The organism is Chitinophaga sp. CF418, assembly GCF_900142925.1.
Lineage (GTDB): Bacteria > Bacteroidota > Bacteroidia > Chitinophagales > Chitinophagaceae > Chitinophaga.
Genome location: NZ_FRCN01000009.1, coordinates 96,494 through 114,985, shown reverse-complemented (window position 1 = coordinate 114,985; position 18,492 = coordinate 96,494). Strand labels below are relative to the sequence as shown.

Here is an 18,492-nt window from a genome sequence, read left to right as displayed (position 1 = left end):
TGCGTTTATAAGATGTTATTTTCTGCCAGTACATGTATGAAATAAGGAATACCATTTATCTGTGAGCGATCCTTGCTTTTCTCAACATCAGATAGCTTATCATAAGGCACAAGATCTATGTGCAGTTTCTGCGACTGGTAAAGCGCCTTATAGGCACGTTCACTGTTCCACCGTTTTATTCTGGTTTCCACATCTTCCTTGCTGGAATCATAATCCTGTAAAGGAAGAAAACCATTCAGTAGTTTCTCTGCACACCAGCGGTGCTGCTCTGCCTTCGAAAGCAATTCAAACAAGGGTCTGCTTGCAGGATTAGCTTCCATGCTAAAATATTCGAACAGTATTGCGGATGTATCATCGGCTGTTAAAGCCTGTTTTATTCTCTGAAGGGAGTATGCTGTGTATCGCAGTTTCACCCAGATATGATCCGCTGCCCGTCGATTGCTTTCCTTGTATGTATAGGACAATGTTTCCCATTCGTCTCTTGCCAGCTGCATAATTTCCTTAGGATGCTCTTTCCAGTAAGTTTTATCTCTCATACTGGCATACCAGAGGTTGATCAATGCGGGAAGATCATCAATGGTGGCATTTCCCTTCGCCAATGCCCTGCATTCATCTACCAGTTGACCAAACAGGATCACCGGTGTATATGGCAGTTGCCTGTTCAGCATATGGGAAATGTTCTCGAACTCACTTTCATCTGCCAGGTTGCAGTAGCTAAAGATCTGCATGTTAAAATTCCGCAGAGCTATCTTGCCAAGAAAACCATGCAGGTAAGCGGCGCCCCGCAGAGCATCTTCAAGACAAAAATATGCAGTAATGATATTCTCTTCACGCAATGCTCTCACCATGACCTCATCGTTGTAATAGGAAGCATCTGACACCGGCAGTTCTTTAAAAGTGATCCTGTCTTTGGGAAAGATCTCCCTCCTGATCTCACGGGTGTAAGGTGCTTCATACAACAGATTCCCGTGCGGGTTGTACCACAGGCAGGGATACTGCCGGTAAAACGCTGCTTCCGCCGTCACTGCATCCTCTGCAAACACAGTGATATTAACGTGGTGATCCTTATTCAGCTGAATAGTGTGCAATAGTGTGATCAGCAACTGCTTTCCCATATCCCCAAAGCCAAATAAGAGTATTTCAGTTGGCTTCCAGGCATCCTGGCTTTCCCGGTAAATGGGATAACGGATCAGTAATTTCCTGCTGATGATCTCATGGAAATTCAGCCGGCGTACCACTACACGACCTGACAGGGGGTTCAGCTTTCCTACAAATTCAGCCGCCCGGTCATCTTTCAGATGAACATAACAATGTTTTCTTTGGGATTGCCTCGCCCATAGCTGGTCCAGCTCCTGTAATGTCCGGATATTATCCGCGTCAGACTCTTCCAGCAGGTATACCGTATGTGCATTGGCTGCCCGGTTCCTTCTTAAAAAAGTGGATGACTGCGGGCTTCCGTTTACCACCCTGATCCCCCGTTTCGCAGCCTCTGTCTTCAGGTTGGGATCGGGTGCTTTATCAATGATCATGACCTTCTGATGCTCCTTTTTAAGCGTGATAGCGAGCAGGTAAGTAATGCTGTTTAACCCGGTGATCAAACAGATCCGGTCCTTCGAAAATATTTTCCAGAAAAAGAAGCGGAGCAGGTTTTTGTTATTGCTGCCAATAGCCAGCAAAAAAGCTACTACGAAGGCATTGATGAAGAAAAACAAGCCACTGAAACGGGCAATATCCAATATAACAACGGCCTTGTCAGGTTCATCCGCAGAGGAGTTAAATGTAAGCAGATTGACAGCGCTGAAAAAAGCGTTGCGATAGCCCTGGTAATTGGGAACATGATCGGCGCCTTTACATAAAATAAAACCCCAGGTACCAAAAGAGACTGTCAGTATTACAAAAAAGAGCGGTAATACAAAGCGCCAGAAATTCTCGTTATAGATCACGTTTCCCTTCCACCAGGGTATACGGCTTTTGTAGGAGAACTGCGGAAAACAGGTTTCTGCCCACTCCAGTTTATCTGGCGGCGGGAAATAACGTTGCCGCTGCAAAGCAGCACCGCATAGCGGTGTATCATTTTGTGTACGGGAAACGATCAGCTGGTGCAGGTTTCCGGATCTGCAGTATTTTCCGTTTGCCGCTTCCATGGCCATATTCACCACGTCTGATGTACCGCCCTCTTTCCCTGTATCCACACCATCCCACAGTACCAGCAGGTGTTCCGCGATATTAACGAGGCTACCTGCCAGGACCTTATAAGGAATGTTATCACTTCCGGCAATCTTCCGCACACTGCTACCGGCAGTCTTTTTGTTTCTCGCTTCCTGTATATAGGGATTGAGGGACACAGTAGAGATCAGGCTCGTTCCGAATCTATCTGTCAACATTTTCACTCTTTCCTCATCCCCATCTTCCGGCAATAGCAATAAAAGCACATTAAGCCCCATTTCCAGGGCTTTCAAGACAACGAGGCTGTCTGCTCCATCAGCAATCCCTGAGACGAGAATAAAGTCCTTATAATTACGCTGTGTTATTTCCTGCAGTTTTTCCCCTACCGCATTTTCTATACGATGCAACTCCCCCTCCATCAAATGGCGGTGACCGCTATGGGCTATTACTTTCTTTCCCCGTGGAATAAAACCGGAGAGCAGGGGAAAATCCTTCAGGCGTTTCCGGCAGAAAAGATGGGGGAATTTACTCCGGATCATGACAATTGGGATTAATTTTGGGGCCTACTGCAAAGTAACGGTTAATGTAGTTTTATAACACGCAGCACTAAATATATTCGTTTCTATACTTTATGGATTATGAGTATATCATTCTCTGATTTTTTCCCATCACATATAATGAAAAAACACTAACAGGAAAGGTCCGAAAACAGGAAAGCTCCGGCTGTCTGACCGGAGCTTTGCGCTGATAATTTCTGATACACTATGTTATTTCATTTCCACACCTACTGTTACCCTGGTCTCATCGTAGAACAGGTTCAATGATTTCGGCCTGGTACCTGCTGGCAATCTGAATTTATTGTCAGTGGATGACTTGGTAGACTCCGCATCCACATTCAATGAATTGTAGTTGTCATGGGTAATGCTGTTGCCATTATCCAACAGCAGCCTGAAATCTCCGGGATTAAAGAAGATACCGTGACCTCCCACCTGGTTCTTGTTGGTTACTTCCACTTCATAAGTAATTTCAGTGCCTGTTATTTTCCCATCGGCATCTGATAATTCAACTGCTTTAGCATTTTTTACACGAACAAGTGCTTGTTTTTCTTTACCCAGGTAAACGGAATCGGGAGAGAAAACCACTTCATACGTTTTGGGTTCGTTAGCCGGGGTTGCAGCAGCGGGGCTACTTTGTGTCTGTTCAGCTGTCGTTGTTTGTTGCTCTGCATTTTCAGTTTTATTCTTCCCCTTACATGCAGCAAAAGCAACCATCAAGCCTACAGAAAACACAAGAATGATCCTTTTCATTGTATTTATTATTGGTTTAAGATTAAAGATGGATGGTCATGAAAAAGCAATAATATATACTAAAGTAATCCTTTTTTGTATTCGCAGAAGACTATGGTAATCAATTCCGTACAAGTACGTAGACATATAAGGGTTGGGTATCTGTAAATGCGTAGAAGTACGTGCCCGGCACAGGTTAATATTCCGCAAATTGTTTGTCAGGATAGCACCATAGCCAGCGCTCGCCTGGCTCTGCCGAAGCCACCACAGGGTGATGCGTTTCATTGTAGTGACGGGTCATATGCTTTTCCGGCGACTGATCACAACAGAGCGTCACGCCACAGGTCTGACAGGTACGGAGATGTACCCATTCTCCATTATGCTTGATACATTCTTCGCACACATACTCTTCTCCTATTTTTACTTCGGTGATCTCACGCAGATGCTGACAGGTATTCTGGTCTTCCATTTGTAACAATAATTTTGATTCTACCATCGGGTTATCTGTAGTAAGATAAAACTTTCTGTTGATTAAATTATGATACAGCAGCAATCACATCACTATTGGTGATTGCTGCTACTATCCTCAGCTGTTTCTCCGGTAAAGATTTCTGTAAATAAACTGTTGAATGATGGCTGCCGGGATCACCAGGCTGCTGGTACGGGAAAACCGTGCAATATTGATCCCATAAAACTGTCCGAATGTATCAAACACGGGGCCACCGCATTGCTCCGGCCTGAGAATAGCATCATGTGAGAAAACGCTTTCAAATCCATCCCTTCTGCGGCTCTTTCCTCCACTGAACATTTCTGCAGGATGACTGGCGGGTTGCTGAGGGCGCGTACCCAGTACAATCTTTTTGGCATATACAGTCCCATTACGCTGGCTTTCAAAAACAATCTCATCTCCTGGCCAATATTGGGATAGTTCCCGGCCATAGTCTTCCGCTTTTTTAATAGGAACGCCATTTATGCTTAGCACCAGGTCTCCTGTTTGCAAACCACTTTCTCCGGCAGGCGAGCCGGGTTGTACCACCGTTAGCGCCAGCGGTCCTTCTGTAGGTGCTATCGCAGCTCCCAAATAGGCAAAACTGGTCATGCGTGCTAAAGAGAACTCCTTACTTCCCAGTACGCTTGCAATGCCTATCGTATCGGGCTGGGGAGACAGCAGGAATTCACCCGGACTGTCTGCTGCTTGTATACCTAACGGGAAAGTGATGCCCTTCTTCAGTCGGGAGGCCAATTCCAGCCATACCAGGTCATTATCCCTGTCCCGGACCATAACCGTAGCTTTCCGCGGTTTATGATTTACGATAACAAGGGGCGCTTCTCCTACAGCAGAACTCTTACTGATGATAACAGACATGCCACGTACAGAGAACAGTGTGCCCAATATTGTTTGCTCTTCTCCATTCACCTTACTGGTGATCTTGAGGCTTAAGCCATCGTATGCTGTCGTTTTCAATGCGACATTCATGTCTTCCAGCGCGGGAACAGCGATCAAGCTGGCTGCCCGCGGGTCTGCAGCAATAGTATCCTCCCCTGCCGGAAATTGGGTATAATGCTCCGCCTTATTCAGGGCAGTCCAGTATTTTCTGTAGAGATCAACCGGCACTTCGTAATTAATGCTTTCGCTTAGGTCCACCGCACTATGCAGGCCTATAACGCGGCCCAAGTAGTCAAACAGCGGCCCTCCCGAATCACCGGGTTCCATGATACAGGACGACTGTACAAAACCTTTGTCATTCCTTACCTGTATGATACGACCAAACCGCACTGCCGGTAAAGGCTGGTTCAGACTTTCGGGGTAAGCGATACTGATACAGGGTTCATTGACTTTCAGATCTGCCGACCGGCCCATGACTGCAAACGGCCACTCTCCTCCACTGATGATCTTCATCATAGCCACATCCGGCAGGATGGGCGTTTCCGGAAAGTTGATCTTTCCCATGGCCAGGGCAATAGCAGCTTTTCCATCAGGGAAAGTGACTTTATAGGTCCTGCCCGGGATAGTGGTGTGGGCTACAGTCAGAATATGTCCCTCAGGAGTGACCACCACTCCGCTAAACTGGGCGCTCATCTGCTGATTGGACAGGGTATCATATCCCCAGATCCTTACACTGGCGGGATAGGCTTTTTCGATAGCAGCGTGAATAAGAGGAGGTAAAGTTTCGGCAATGCGTTGGCTGTAGCTATCCCCTGCAAATAGTAGCAGAAGCATAACAAATAGTTGGTTTTTTCTCATTTTTAATGGACCCGGTCTTTAAAACCGGCGGGGTAAAGATAATTTTCCGGCCGGTAACCTGTATATAACGGGGTAGCATACTCTTCAGCTCACTTACAATGAAATTATTAGATATATAGAAAATTATTATCTTGCATAATTAATCCCGCAACCGGGGGACAACCAATATGAAACCTATACCTAAGCGTTTTACACTGTTACTGCTACTATTGACAGCAGTCAGTCATGTGTCCAGAAGTCAGACCGCTACCCTGTACAGTTACCAGGAGCTTTCACACCTTTTCTACCAGAAGCAAAAGGATTCCCTGAAAAAGGAATGGGCTTGCCCTGTCAGATACAAAGAAAAAGCTACCCAGAAAAAGTATAAGGAAATATGGGACGAAAGGACCGATTTCTTCCTGAATGCGATCACAGATGATGACTATGTATATGACAAAGAGATCTCTGATTACCTGGGTGGCATTTTCAATGAAATTGTAAAATCCAATAAGACCTACATGCCCGTACAACCGATGCTGTTTGTTGACAGAAGCCCTTCTGTCAACGCATATGCCATTGGTAATAATGTGATAGCCATTAACCTGGGCCTCGTTGTTTTTGCCAGGTCAAGGGAAGAAATAGCACTCACAGTAGCGCATGAAATGTCGCACAATATCCTGGAGCATGCCGAAACATCCATGAGGAAGCGGGCTGAATGGCTGACGTCCGAAGAGTATAAACAGTCACTGGAAGACGTACTCGACTCCAGGTATGGACGACTGACACGCCTGAAAAAGATATTTGAGAACTACTCTTTTGACAGAAGCAGGCACCAGCGTTATCGCGAAAGTGACGCAGACTCCCTGGCCATTATCCTGCTGAAAAATGCACACATGGCCTTTGATCCGGCGTTCTTCCTGCGTCTGGACAGTGCCGACATGGTATACAGGCAGCCCTTAAAAGAGCCGGTTAAAAACTACTTTTCACCGTATAGCATTACGATTGATGAAGCCTGGCTGAAAAAGCGCTCCAAGGGTCTTTCCACCAGGAACTACAACTTCCAGGAAGCTGTTACCCTGCAGGATTCACTGAAAACACACCCTGACTGTATTGTACGTTATAATAACACGAAAGCTGCCGGTACAGCCGATAAGAAAATGACGCCGGTTCCTGCACATATCAGGGAAAAGGCGGGTAAAATGATGATCTGGAACATGTACTGTAACATGAACCTGGCCCCCTGTCTCTACCGGGTATTGCTGGAAAAGGATAAAGGCAACACCGATCCCTGGTATGACTTTATGCTGCATAATATCATGCTGGAATTGTTCCATGCGGATAAGGAACTGCACCGTTTCAGCGCCATTGGAGTAACCCAGAAGGAGTATATCTCGAAAGATTACTACGAGTTACAGACCATGCTTGAACAGATACCGCGCGAAGACCTGGAGAAATGTTGCCGGCAGCTGCAAAACGCAGCATTCTGGACAAGCATGCCCAACCCGGAAAAGGATATAAAGAACCTGCTGAACGTGCTTACTACCGGAACAGACAATACAGAAGAAGCTGGCGTAAAAGCTGCGAAAGAGTTTATCAGCAGCAATAAAACCAGCCTGTACTGCGAGTTTGCCGATGATATTGAAAAGAAATAATTGAACTCATAATTATCCCTACATCATGAAAAAACTATACCTGGCGATATTACTGGTCGTGATCGCCGCACAACACATCTATGCCCAGACCAAAGTATTCAAGGAAGTCAGTGAAGGCATCTCTACTGAACTGAAAACCATCATGCAGAATGGCAACCTGGTAGGATATCTCTCCTTCACAGAACTTGAAAGAGCAGATAAGGACTCTTTCAATTACAAGATCACCATCATGGACGAGAACCTCAATGACATTGGTGTGGTATCTTTCAAAGAATTGAAACTGGACCTTCAACGGGTATCATTTGAGAAAGATACGCTGTGCCTTGCTTACCTGAAAAGTAATGTAGTGGGCTATGACTTTAAAAAGAGAAGCGACCGTAAGGCCTCACTGAAGGATGGCTACCTGTCAGCTTTTGCACAATTCATCAGCCTTGACGGAAAGATCGCGCATACTTTTGAGAAGAAGTTAAGCGTCAATATACGTTATGCCTACGATAATGCGCTGGAAGGCCGTATCGGCAACGGTACCCTGAAAGTACCGCTGCAGCTGAAGAATCTCAATGACATAGGATTTTCCTTTTACTTCGGAGATAACGAGCGTAACTACCTGCTTGTCTACAATACCCAGGGAGAGCTGATCTGGGAGAAATACATCACCGAAAAGGCTGATTACTATTATTTGCTGACTTCCGCCCATGATGTATACCTGCTGATGAAAACCGACGGGAAGATAAAACTGGGTGGATATTCTATCATCTCTTATAATGTGGACACCAAAACGGGGATCCTGAAATATCCGCTGGAAGACAAGAAAAAGAATTCATTACAGGTACTGTCATTCGACAATGATCCTGTTACCGGAAAACCCTGCCTCAGCGGTTATATCCTCAATGGGAAAGCATCCAACAATTATATATCTGTTAAAGGCATGACCAAACGCATATACAAAGGTATATTCACCATCAACCTGAATGGTCATGATAAGTCAGATGTGAAGCAGTTATTCACTTACTGGGATGATAACTCCACTCCGAATGTTTCCCGCAAAGGTTATATGCCTGCCACACAGGGATATATGTGGCCGTCCACAACCTTCAGGGACTACAACGGCAACACTTATTTCGCCGGCTCAAACCTGACCAGGAAAGTAAGATGGGGTTGCATCGCCAGCTCGGTTATCACCGCACCATTGATCATACCGCCTTTATATATACTGGGTACTGTCGGTTCTTTAAAATTCAGGATCACAGATGGCGTAGTAATAAAGCAGGATGCGAACGGGAAATTGTCTGAAGTGAATGCCATTGAGGCTACCAGAAGCAAAGCCATCATAGGAAGAGTGCCTAGCTATATGGTAAGTCCGCATAGTTTTTATACCGTATCCTCATCCGATACAAAGTCTACTTTCCTGATCATGAGTGATAACAAAAAATCGACTATTTATAATGTGGATCAACATAAAGTAGTGCGGACCATTCCTTATAATGACGGGAACGTCCGTACAGCTATTTATCCGGCGAAGGAAGGGCACGTGATTGTGTCTGAGTATAACAGGAAAGAAAAGTATACGAAGTTTTCGATAGAGGCTATTTAAGAGGGTATCGTAGAATAGGAACGGCGTCTCATGGATGGGACGCCGTTTTTGTTTTTATGGGAATTCCCTATGGTAAATAAATAAAGGGCTCACTAAGAGGGCTTATAGACCATATAATGACAATAAAATTATTGTCATCTTTTTTGACAATAATTTTATTGTCATTATATTTGACAAAAATTCTATTGTCATGAAGAACATTATTGGCCTTCCAGCCAGGGGGAATAGCTTTTATCAACGTGATCGGGAAATAGAAAAAGTGAGCAGGGCATTAGCTAACGGTAATAATATACAAATTACCGCCCCCAGAAGGGTTGGAAAGACGTCCATATTATGGTACTTACTTGACAATAACATTGATGGCCGGCATTACATCTACATAGACACGGAGAGTATTGCCGAATCATCTCATTTTTATAAAAAGGTGCTCGAGGTTGTGTTGAATGACCCTAAGATATCGCTTTCGAAAAAGCTAAAGGCAGGGCTCAGTGACACCGGCAACAAAATCTTCCAGAAAATAAAGAGTATTAAACTATTTAATGCGGCGATAGAGTTTAATCATGATGAAAACGTCCGCGACTACTGTGAGGAATTTCAAAATTTTCTCACCGCTTATGCCTCCGTAGAAGATACAGAGCTTGTGTTATTGATCGATGAATTCCCTCAAACTATTGAGAATATCAACAAAAAGGATACTGAATCTGCTATCAGCTTTCTTCAGAGAAAGCGTGAGATCAGGATAGATCCGGTGATCTCCCAAAAAGTACGGTTTATATATACAGGTTCTATCGGCCTGAATCAAACGGTATCTTCCATTAACGCCACTGCCACTATTAATGACCTTGCTTCTTTAGAGGTTGAGCCACTGAAAGAAGCTGAGGCCCTAGACCTCTTTAAAAGATTATTAACCGGCAAAACAATTCATGACAGTGCAACAAGCGCATTAAGAAAGATATTACAATGGTATATTCCTTTTCATATTCAATTAATTGTACAGGAAATTATACACATAAATGATAACCAGTCTATGATCACTGGAGAAATAGTAGAAAAAGCTATTGAGGAATTGTTAAGTTTGAGATATAAGAATCACTTTGATCACTATTATTCACGCCTGAAAACGCATTTCAAAGGAAATGCCTTCAGATATGCGGACCTCTTATTAAAACAACTGGCGGAAAAACAAACCCTTGATAAGAAAGATACTTTAGAGCTGGCTTTGCAATGCCAACAGGAAGAAGAATATAAATTGATCATTGAAAACCTCATGTATGATGGATATATACATTTCGATCATGCACAGGGACTTTACCTCTTCAACTCCCCTATTCTGAAACGATGGTGGGAGCGATTTATTTGTTAGTTATGAGCGTTTTACTTTACAACCCGGACCGGAAAGACAAGCAGGAATTTATATCGGAGTTTGTTATTCGTACAGAGATATTCGAAGAAATATTTAAGGATATCAAATCCGGTAAAATGACTACCCCTGAACAGCATTATCTCCTGCTTGGCCAACGGGGAGCCGGCAAAACCACCATGTTACTTCGATTAAAGTATGCTGTTGAGGATGATCCAAAATTATCCAAATGGCTGATCCCTGTTATATTTAGCGAAGAACAATATAACGTAGGGGAACTTGGTGATCTATGGGAAAGAATAGCGGAATACCTGGAGGATTACCATGGCATTACAGGCATTACTGATGAAATGGAGCCGTTCATCCAGCAGGACAACTATGAAGAAGCTTTATTCAGGACATTGATTAAACACCTCGATCAGCACAAGAAGAAAATAGTCCTGTTGATAGACAATATTGGACAACTACTAGCCAAGTTTGAAGAGCTGGAAGTCCGCCGGGTGAGAGAGATACTACAGACAATACCCCATTTACGTCTGATAGCAGGTTCACCTGTAGTATTAGAGAGTGTATTAGATTATCAGCAACCGCTGTTTGAGTTTTTTAAGATGATACAACTAAAAGGTTTGACTAATGAGGAAAGCATTGCTTTATTACGACAACTGGCAGTTGTACATCACGAAGAAGAAAAAATTGAACGCATCATTAAGAATACTCCTGAACGCATATCAACACTTAGAACGTTATCGGGAGGTGTTCCAAGGACGATGTCCCTGTTGTTTCAGATTTTCGTCGATGATGAACATGGCTCTGCCTTGAGTGATCTCGAAAAGGTCCTGGATGCTGTTACCCCCTTATATAAACACAGAATGGACGATCTTCCTCCACAGCAGCAAAAGATTGTTGATGCTGTAGCTTTACATTGGGAAGCTATAAGCGTAAAAGATCTGACAAAACAGGTGAGGCTAGACAGTAAACTAATCTCAGCACAACTCCGACAACTTGAGAAAAATCAGGTTATTGAAAAACGTGCGACTAACACAAAAAATCATATCTACCTACTAAGGGAAAGGTTTTTCAATATCTGGTATTTAATGAGATATGGAAGAAAACAGGATCGCAACAGAGTGGTATGGCTGGTGAAATTCCTGGAGTCATGGTGCGATAAAAGTGAAATAGAAAAGCGCATACAGGATTATATTGATAAAGCTAAAAATGGGCTACTGGATAAACATACATTCGAAGTATATGGTCAGGTATATACTTTCTTTCAGGATATTGATGCCGAGACCAAATACCAATTGAAAGAAAGCATCCCTGGACATATTGCCCAAAATATATCAATAACAGAAAGTGACTTCCTGTTTTTATTGGATAAAGCAATAAATAAAAAGGACTATGATAGTTTTATCAAGATTGCAAAAAGCCGGTACGATTTGGATATAACAGCGCGGGAAAAAATCGCTTACTATGTAAATGAACATTCTGGAGCTTTAAGAGATCGTATACTGAAAATGATGCAGGATGAATTACGGCCTTTCCGTAATACGAAGCTCAAGTTCCAAGCGCCTTATCTTTATTTGGCCCTTTCTTTATCCATAAACGCTGATGCACTCCCCAAAAGCATTATATACAAAAATCCAGAGACCACTGAGTTAGCTATAAAAAGCGCAACCAGGCTGGCGCACCAGTTGGCTAATCTAAAAGAACTAACATCTTATGAAACATCCCTTATTAACAATATCATTTTCGCCCTGTTTGTTGGGGAATATTATCAACATGCCTTCAAAATAATAGGAATGATACCTTTGCATGAAACCGATTCCTACCTTTTAAGAATACTGGGCAGCTATTTAGAATCAAATCAGGAAGAAAAAGATTTCTTTTCAAAATGGGGAACCGAGCTTCAAGAACCTATACAATTACTCGCTGAAACGCTCCTCGCTACCAGACAAAATATAAAAGAATGGCAATAAAAGAAGAAGGCGTGGCTAAATTCCCACGCCTTCTTTTCTAATTTTATCATTAACATAGTTAGAGCTATCACTTCACAATCTTAAACTCCGTTCTCCTGTTCACCTTGTGCTCATCCTCACTACAGTTCACTCCATTGCCACACCCATTCAGCAACCTGGTCTCTCCATACCCTTTCGCCTTCACTCTCGCTTTCTCCACACCTTTAGTCGCAAGGTAGTTCGTCACCGACACTGCCCTTCTCTGTGACAGCAGCAGGTTAAACTGATCACTACCACGGCTGTCTGTATGCGAGCCTACTTCCAGTGTACTGCCCGGGCTATCCGCGAGCAGTTTAACTATCCTATCCAGTAAAAGTTGTGCATCGGGACGGATATCCGCTTTATTAAAGTCGAAATAAATATTAGGCAGATCCGGAGAAGAAGACGTGCTGTCTTTCGGTTTCTCAGGTACAGTCACTACAGCCACCGGATTATCCTTAGGATCTATACCAACGGGTACAGTACCGGCGCTATCAGCTTTCGCTATAGGGATTTGCCTGATAGTATCATGCTTTCCAGCATCCGGTACAACAGCATCCGGCAATGCCGCTATTGCATAGATATCATCACTACCGATACCTCCTTCCCTGTTGGATGACAGGTAAGCAATGCCTGCTTCCGTCAGACCGAAAGCAAAATCATCCTGCGGTGAGTTGAACGGATATCCCATATTCCTGATAGTACCTTTCGTCTTACCGGTATTATCGAGCGCTACACGGTAAATGTCCAGTCCTCCCATACCGATACGGCCATCACTGGCAAAGTAAAGGATATTGTTTTGGGTTAAAGCCGGACTACGTTCGTTACCAGGAGTATTCAACTCTTTCAGGTTCAGGGGCGGGCCCCACACTCCTGCTGCTGTTCTGTAACATACATACAGGTCTGTTCCTCCGGCGCCTCCGGGCATATTGGAGGAAAAGTAGAGCGCCACGCCATCTTCCGTAATGAATGGATCACCTACAGAATAGGCTGTTACATTGTTATGCGTGAACGCCAGTGGTGCAGACCAGTTACCAGTTGCATCCTTCCGGCTGCTGTAAATCTCAATGTTAACGGTAAGTGCTTTCCCTTTTGCGCCGCTGCCCTTACCAGGAATACGCGTGAGGGTAAAATACACCTCATTACCATCCTTCGTAAAGCTGGCAGATCCCACATGATAATTTGTACCTGTCTTTAAAGGGAACAGCTGTACACTGTCTCCGTTGCCTGGCTTGACGAACAGGTGCAGATAGTCATTGCCTGTCCAGCCGTTCAGCAGGGGATCGGGCGTATTGCGGGTATCAAAATGTAAAAAGGCGCTACGCTTTTTAGGCTGATGTGCTTCGTCTGTAAAACGATCCGAAGTAAAGACCATACCACCCTGGTAAGGCACCGCACTCCAGTCAGACTTTACAGAGTTCAATTGTTTATAATTGTCGATCTTTAATGGCGCAGGTGATTTCATCCAGCTGATGGCAGAATCGCAGGATGCGATCCATACACCCGTCTGTTCTTTTGCTGCAGCCTTGTCGGCCGTTGCGTACTTCTGATATTGTGTTTTAGCCTCGGTATACTTTGAATTATTCTGTAATGCCCTGGCGTAAAACAGCAGATTTTCGGGTTTACTGCCCGGCATGCCCGTAGCAATGGCGTACCAATGTTCCGCCTCCACATAGTTGTTATTCAGCCGGTAACAGTCTCCCAGCCGCTCCGCAGCATGTAAAGTGGCTTTTTTGTTATAAGCCTGTTCATAAAGGCTAATCGCTTCCGCGTATTTAAAAACCTCATATTGCTTATCAGCCTCCTTAATGACATACTGCGCCATTGAATTAACTGAAGAAAACAATAAACACAGACTAAGCGCGTAATGTATCTTTTTCATGTCAGTATAGGATGCTTTTAGAATACCCTTGGCGTAGCCATTCTGATATTTTGTTTATTGAATGTGAACCCGACAGATATTTCGTGTGTACCCCCGCTATAACTCTGCAACGGGCCTACTGAAAAATCATAAGCGTATCCCACACGCAGGTTAGGTACAGGGAATATTTCCACTGCTGCTACAGCTGCGTTACGGTACGTCAGATTCTTCTGCAGATAACTCTTGTCATACATCTTCACCCCCGTACGATAAGAACCGCCTACCCACACAATGTCCCTGAAGAGCAGGAAGGCATTCAGATCCAAACTGGTAGGCCCCCCACGGTCATCCTTCAGGAGGAAGGAGGGTTTCAGCTGGATGTCCTCATTTACCGGCAACAGCATACCTGCGGTTAAGTAGTAATGCAGTTTGGTCTGTGGCAGCCAGGTGAAACGTCCTGTGTTCTTAAATGCCTGTACCACGAGGTTATCTACCGAGAAGCCGGCAAAGTATTTATTGTTGGCAAAGAAAATACCAGCCCTGGCATCAGGAGTGAGCCTGTGCAGGCCAGCCGGCATATCCGTTTCAGGATCATTGGGGTTGAGTGTGGCCCCATTGATACCTGATTGCAGGATACCGGCGCTTAAACCTATCGCAAGACGGGAGCTGCCGTCCGCATTCAGACGAATGCGGTAAGCGTAGCTGGCATAGGCAGACAGGTTATCCTGCGAACCTAATTTGTCGCTTGCCACCTGCAGTGCCAATCCCACATTGCCATCATTTGCAATAGCATCTACTGCCAGTGAAAAACTTTTTGGAGCACCTGCAATACCTGTCCACTGATTGCGGTAAAAGGCATGCAGATTTAGTGCTTCCTTATAACCGGCATAAGCGGGATTGATATAGATGCCGTTGAATATATACTGGCTATACTGCGCGTCCTGCTGGGCGTGGACAGTAAGTCCCAGTGATGTTAATAATCCGGCTATCAGCAATATTCTTTTCATAGTATAGAGCGCTTATTCCTTTACTTTTTAAAAGACCTGATCAATGTAATATACCCTTTCACCACTTCCCATTCCGCGTCGGCATTACGTCTCATACGTAACAGGTAATAATAGGTACCCTCATTCAGCCCCTCGCCCTTCCAGGTGTTCTGATAACCCTTCTGACGATACACCTCATTACCCCAACGGTTGACGATGATCAACTCATTCTCGTAATATTGGTTCAGGCCTCTTATTTCAAAGTTGTCATTTTTACCATCACCATTCGGAGTGAACAGGTTGGGTACATTGATAGTGGATAAAGTGATCGTGATACGTACAGTCACGGTATTGGACACCTGACCGTTTGTATTGGCTACATGATAAGTGAAGACATCCTCACCGGTATAACCGGCATCAGGCGTATAAACTACTGTACCGTCCTCGTTCACTTTTACCGTACCATGTGCCGGCTGGTTGACAATCGTTACAGATTCTTCATCCAGCGATGAATTGCCCGCATTGTCATTTGTCAGTACCTCAATGGTTACAGGTGTATTTGCTTTGGTCTCTGCCTTATCATCTGCAGCAACTGGAGGAGTACTTGTTTTTGCTGTAACGGTGATATTGACAGTTACAGTGGTAGTACCGCCTTTGCCATCACTGATAACAATATTGAAATTGTCTGTACCAGTATAACCTGCAGCAGGCGTATAGGTATAAGTGCCATCCGCATTTACCACTACTGAACCATGAGCCGGGTCTGTACCTTTCGTAAAGGTCAATACATCACCATCAGGATCTGTACCGCTGACTGCACCATTTACCGGCGTATCCTGCTCAGTGGTCTTTGTATCACCTGTACCGGTAGGAGCATTATTGGCAGGAGCAACAGGACTTACCGTGATATTCACAGTTACTGTTGTAGTACCACCATTGCCATCATTGATAATAATGGTGAAATTGTCAGTACCTGTATAACCTGCAGCCGGCGTATAAGTATAAGTTCCATCTGTATTCACCACTACCGAACCATGAGCCGGATCTGTACCTTTCGTAAAGGTCAATGCATCACCGTCAGGATCTGTACCGGATACTGCACCATTTACCGGCGTATCCTGGTTAGTTGTCTTTGTATCGCCAGTACCGGTTGGAGGATTATTACCCGGAGCAACAACAGGATTTACCGTGATATTCACAGTAACTGTTACGCTTCCACCTTTACCATCACTGATAATAACCGTGAAGTTGTCTGTACCGGTATAACCTGCAGCTGGCGTATAGGTATAAGTTCCATCTGAGTTTACTACTACCGAGCCATGGGATGGATTTGTGCCCTTTGTAAAGGTCAGCACATCACCATCAGGATCCAGACCGCTTACGATACCATTTACCGGAACGTCCTGAGTGGTTGTCCTGGTATCGCCAGTACCGATAGGAGGATTATTTGGTATAGCAACAGGGTTTACTGTGATATCTACAGTAACGGTTGTGGTACCACCTCTACCATCACTGATAATGACAGTGAAATTGTCTGTACCGATATAACCTGCGTTCGGCGTATAAGTATAAGTTCCATCTGAACTGAAAATAATTGAGCCATTGGACGGATCTGCGCCTATTGAGTAGGTCAATGCATCACCATCAGGGTCTGTACCCGATACCGCACCATCTACCGGTATATCCACGGTAGTCACCTTAGTATCGCCGGTGCCGGTTGGAGGTCTGTTTGCAGGAAGTGCAGGATTTACTGTGATATTCACAGTAACTGTCGTTGTACCGCCTTTACCATCACTGATAATAATGGTGAAATTGTCCGTACCTACATAGTTTGTTGCAGGTGTATAAGTATACGTTCCATTCGTGTTTACCACTACCGAACCATGAGCTGGATCTGTACCTTTTGTAAAGGTCAATGCATCTCCGTCAGGATCTGTACCGGATACCGAGCCGTTTACCGGGGTATTCTGGCTGGTAGTCTTAGTATCACCTGTTCCGGTTGGAGGATTGTTTGGAGGAGCATTTACTGTAATGTTTACAGTAACGGTTGCAGTTCCACCCTTACCATCACTGATGATGATAGTGAAATTGTCCGTACCGGTATAACCAGGATCAGGTGTATAAGTATAAGTTCCATCGGTATTTACTACTACTGAACCATGGGCCGGATTTGTACCATTTGTGAAGGTCAGTGCATCTCCGTCAGGATCTGTACCGGATACCGAACCATTTACCGGAGTATCCCTGGTAGTAGTCTTAGTATCACCAGTGCCGCTTGGAGGATTATTTGCAGGAACAACAGGATTTACTGTAATGTTTACAGTAACGGTTGCTGTTCCACCCTTACCATCACTGATGATGATAGTGAAATTGTCCGTACCGGTATAACCAGCTGCTGGCGTATAAGTATAAGTTCCGTCAGGATTTACCACTACTGCACCATGAGCAGGATCTGTGCCCTTAGTAAAGGTCAGTGCATCTCCATCAGCATCTGTACCGGATACTGAACCATTTACCGGGGTATCCTGGTTGGTTACCTTAGTATCACCAGTACCGGTTGGAGGAGTATTTGGCTTAGGATTTACAGTGATGTTTACAGTAACGGTTGTGGTACCGCCTTTACCATCACTGATGACAATAGTGAAATTGTCCGTACCGGTATAACCTGCGTCAGGTGTATAAATGTAAGTTCCATCGGGATTTACTACTACTGAGCCATTAGCTGGATTTGTACCATTTGTAAAGGTCAGTGCATCACCGTCAGGATCTGTACCAGATACTGAACCATTTACCGGAGTATCCTGGATGGTCGTCTTGGTGTCACCAGTACCTGTTGGAGGATTATTTGCAGGAACTACAGGATTTACTGTAATGTTTACAGTAACTATTGCTATACCGCCTTTACCATCACTGATTACAATGGTGAAATTATCCGTACCGGTATAACCTGCAGCCGGCGTATATGTATATGTTCCATCAGGATTTACCACCACTGAACCATGAGCAGGATCCGTGTCTTTCGTAAAGGTCAGGGCATCTCCATCTGGATCTGTGCCGGATACTGAACCATTTACAGGAATATCCTGGTTGGTTACCTTAGTATCACCAGTACCAGTAGGAGGATTATTTGGTGGAGTATTTACTGTGATGTTTACAGTAACGGTTGTTGTTCCGCCGTTACCATCACTGATAGTAATAGTGAAATTATCAGTACCGGTATAACCTGCGGCTGGTGTATAAGTATAAGTGCCATCAGGATTTACCACTACTGTACCATTGACTGGATCTGTGCCTTTCGTAAAGGTCAGTGCGTCACCATCTGGATCTGTACCAGATACAGCACCACTTACCGGAGTATCCCGGATAGTG

At 44.4% G+C, this 18,492-nt stretch carries 11 protein-coding genes; 4 read left to right on the top strand and 7 right to left on the bottom strand.

All coding sequences use genetic code 11. The features are described from left to right. Positions 1-5: 5 nt before the first annotated feature. From F3I09_RS20025 to F3I09_RS20010, 4 genes are all read right to left on the bottom strand, one after another. Positions 6-2,705 carry an NAD-binding protein gene (locus tag F3I09_RS20025; protein WP_149696822.1) on the bottom strand — a complete coding sequence of 900 codons (2,700 nt, stop codon included), beginning with the start codon at positions 2,703-2,705 and terminating at the stop codon, positions 6-8. Positions 2,706-2,933: 228 nt separating this feature from the next. Further along, on the bottom strand, positions 2,934-3,473 hold the full coding sequence (locus F3I09_RS20020) for a hypothetical protein (protein ID WP_149696821.1): 540 nt from the start codon (positions 3,471-3,473) through the stop codon (positions 2,934-2,936). A 175-nt stretch (positions 3,474-3,648) separates the two neighbouring features. Next, positions 3,649-3,921: a UBP-type zinc finger domain-containing protein gene (locus F3I09_RS20015; protein WP_149696820.1), complete on the bottom strand. Its 273-nt coding sequence runs from the start codon at positions 3,919-3,921 to the stop codon at positions 3,649-3,651. Positions 3,922-4,038: 117 nt separating this feature from the next. After that, positions 4,039-5,673: a S1C family serine protease gene (locus F3I09_RS20010; protein WP_188133883.1), complete on the bottom strand. Its 1,635-nt coding sequence runs from the start codon at positions 5,671-5,673 to the stop codon at positions 4,039-4,041. Positions 5,674-5,864: 191 nt separating this feature from the next. Between F3I09_RS20010 and F3I09_RS20005 the strand changes: the two genes are divergently transcribed. The 4 genes from F3I09_RS20005 (at position 5,865) to F3I09_RS19990 (ending at position 12,258) form a co-directional block, all read left to right on the top strand. Beyond that, positions 5,865-7,328 (top strand): M48 family metalloprotease, encoded by a 1,464-nt coding sequence (locus F3I09_RS20005; protein ID WP_149696818.1) that lies wholly within the window; start codon positions 5,865-5,867, stop codon positions 7,326-7,328. A gap of 25 nt (positions 7,329-7,353) precedes the next feature. Continuing rightward, on the top strand, positions 7,354-8,922 hold the full coding sequence (locus F3I09_RS20000; RefSeq protein WP_149696817.1) for a DUF6770 family protein: 1,569 nt from the start codon (positions 7,354-7,356) through the stop codon (positions 8,920-8,922). 190 nt (positions 8,923-9,112) lie between these two features. Next, positions 9,113-10,285, top strand: a complete 1,173-nt coding sequence (locus F3I09_RS19995) for an ATP-binding protein (protein WP_149696816.1) — start codon at positions 9,113-9,115, stop codon at positions 10,283-10,285. 2 nt (positions 10,286-10,287) lie between these two features. Next, a complete protein-coding gene (locus tag F3I09_RS19990) occupies positions 10,288-12,258 on the top strand; it encodes a hypothetical protein (protein WP_149696815.1) in 1,971 nt (656 codons plus the stop codon). 67 nt (positions 12,259-12,325) lie between these two features. Here the strand turns inward: F3I09_RS19990 and F3I09_RS19985 are convergent, their stop codons facing one another. The 3 genes from F3I09_RS19985 to F3I09_RS19975 all read right to left on the bottom strand — a co-directional run. Then, positions 12,326-14,158: an OmpA family protein gene (locus F3I09_RS19985; RefSeq protein WP_149696814.1), complete on the bottom strand. Its 1,833-nt coding sequence runs from the start codon at positions 14,156-14,158 to the stop codon at positions 12,326-12,328. Between the two features lie 17 nt (positions 14,159-14,175). Beyond that, a complete protein-coding gene (locus F3I09_RS19980; protein ID WP_149696813.1) occupies positions 14,176-15,144 on the bottom strand; it encodes a type IX secretion system membrane protein PorP/SprF in 969 nt (322 codons plus the stop codon). 20 nt (positions 15,145-15,164) lie between these two features. After that, positions 15,165-18,492 (bottom strand): Ig-like domain-containing protein (locus F3I09_RS19975; protein ID WP_188133882.1); only part of this gene is annotated, 3,328 nt, incomplete at its 5' end.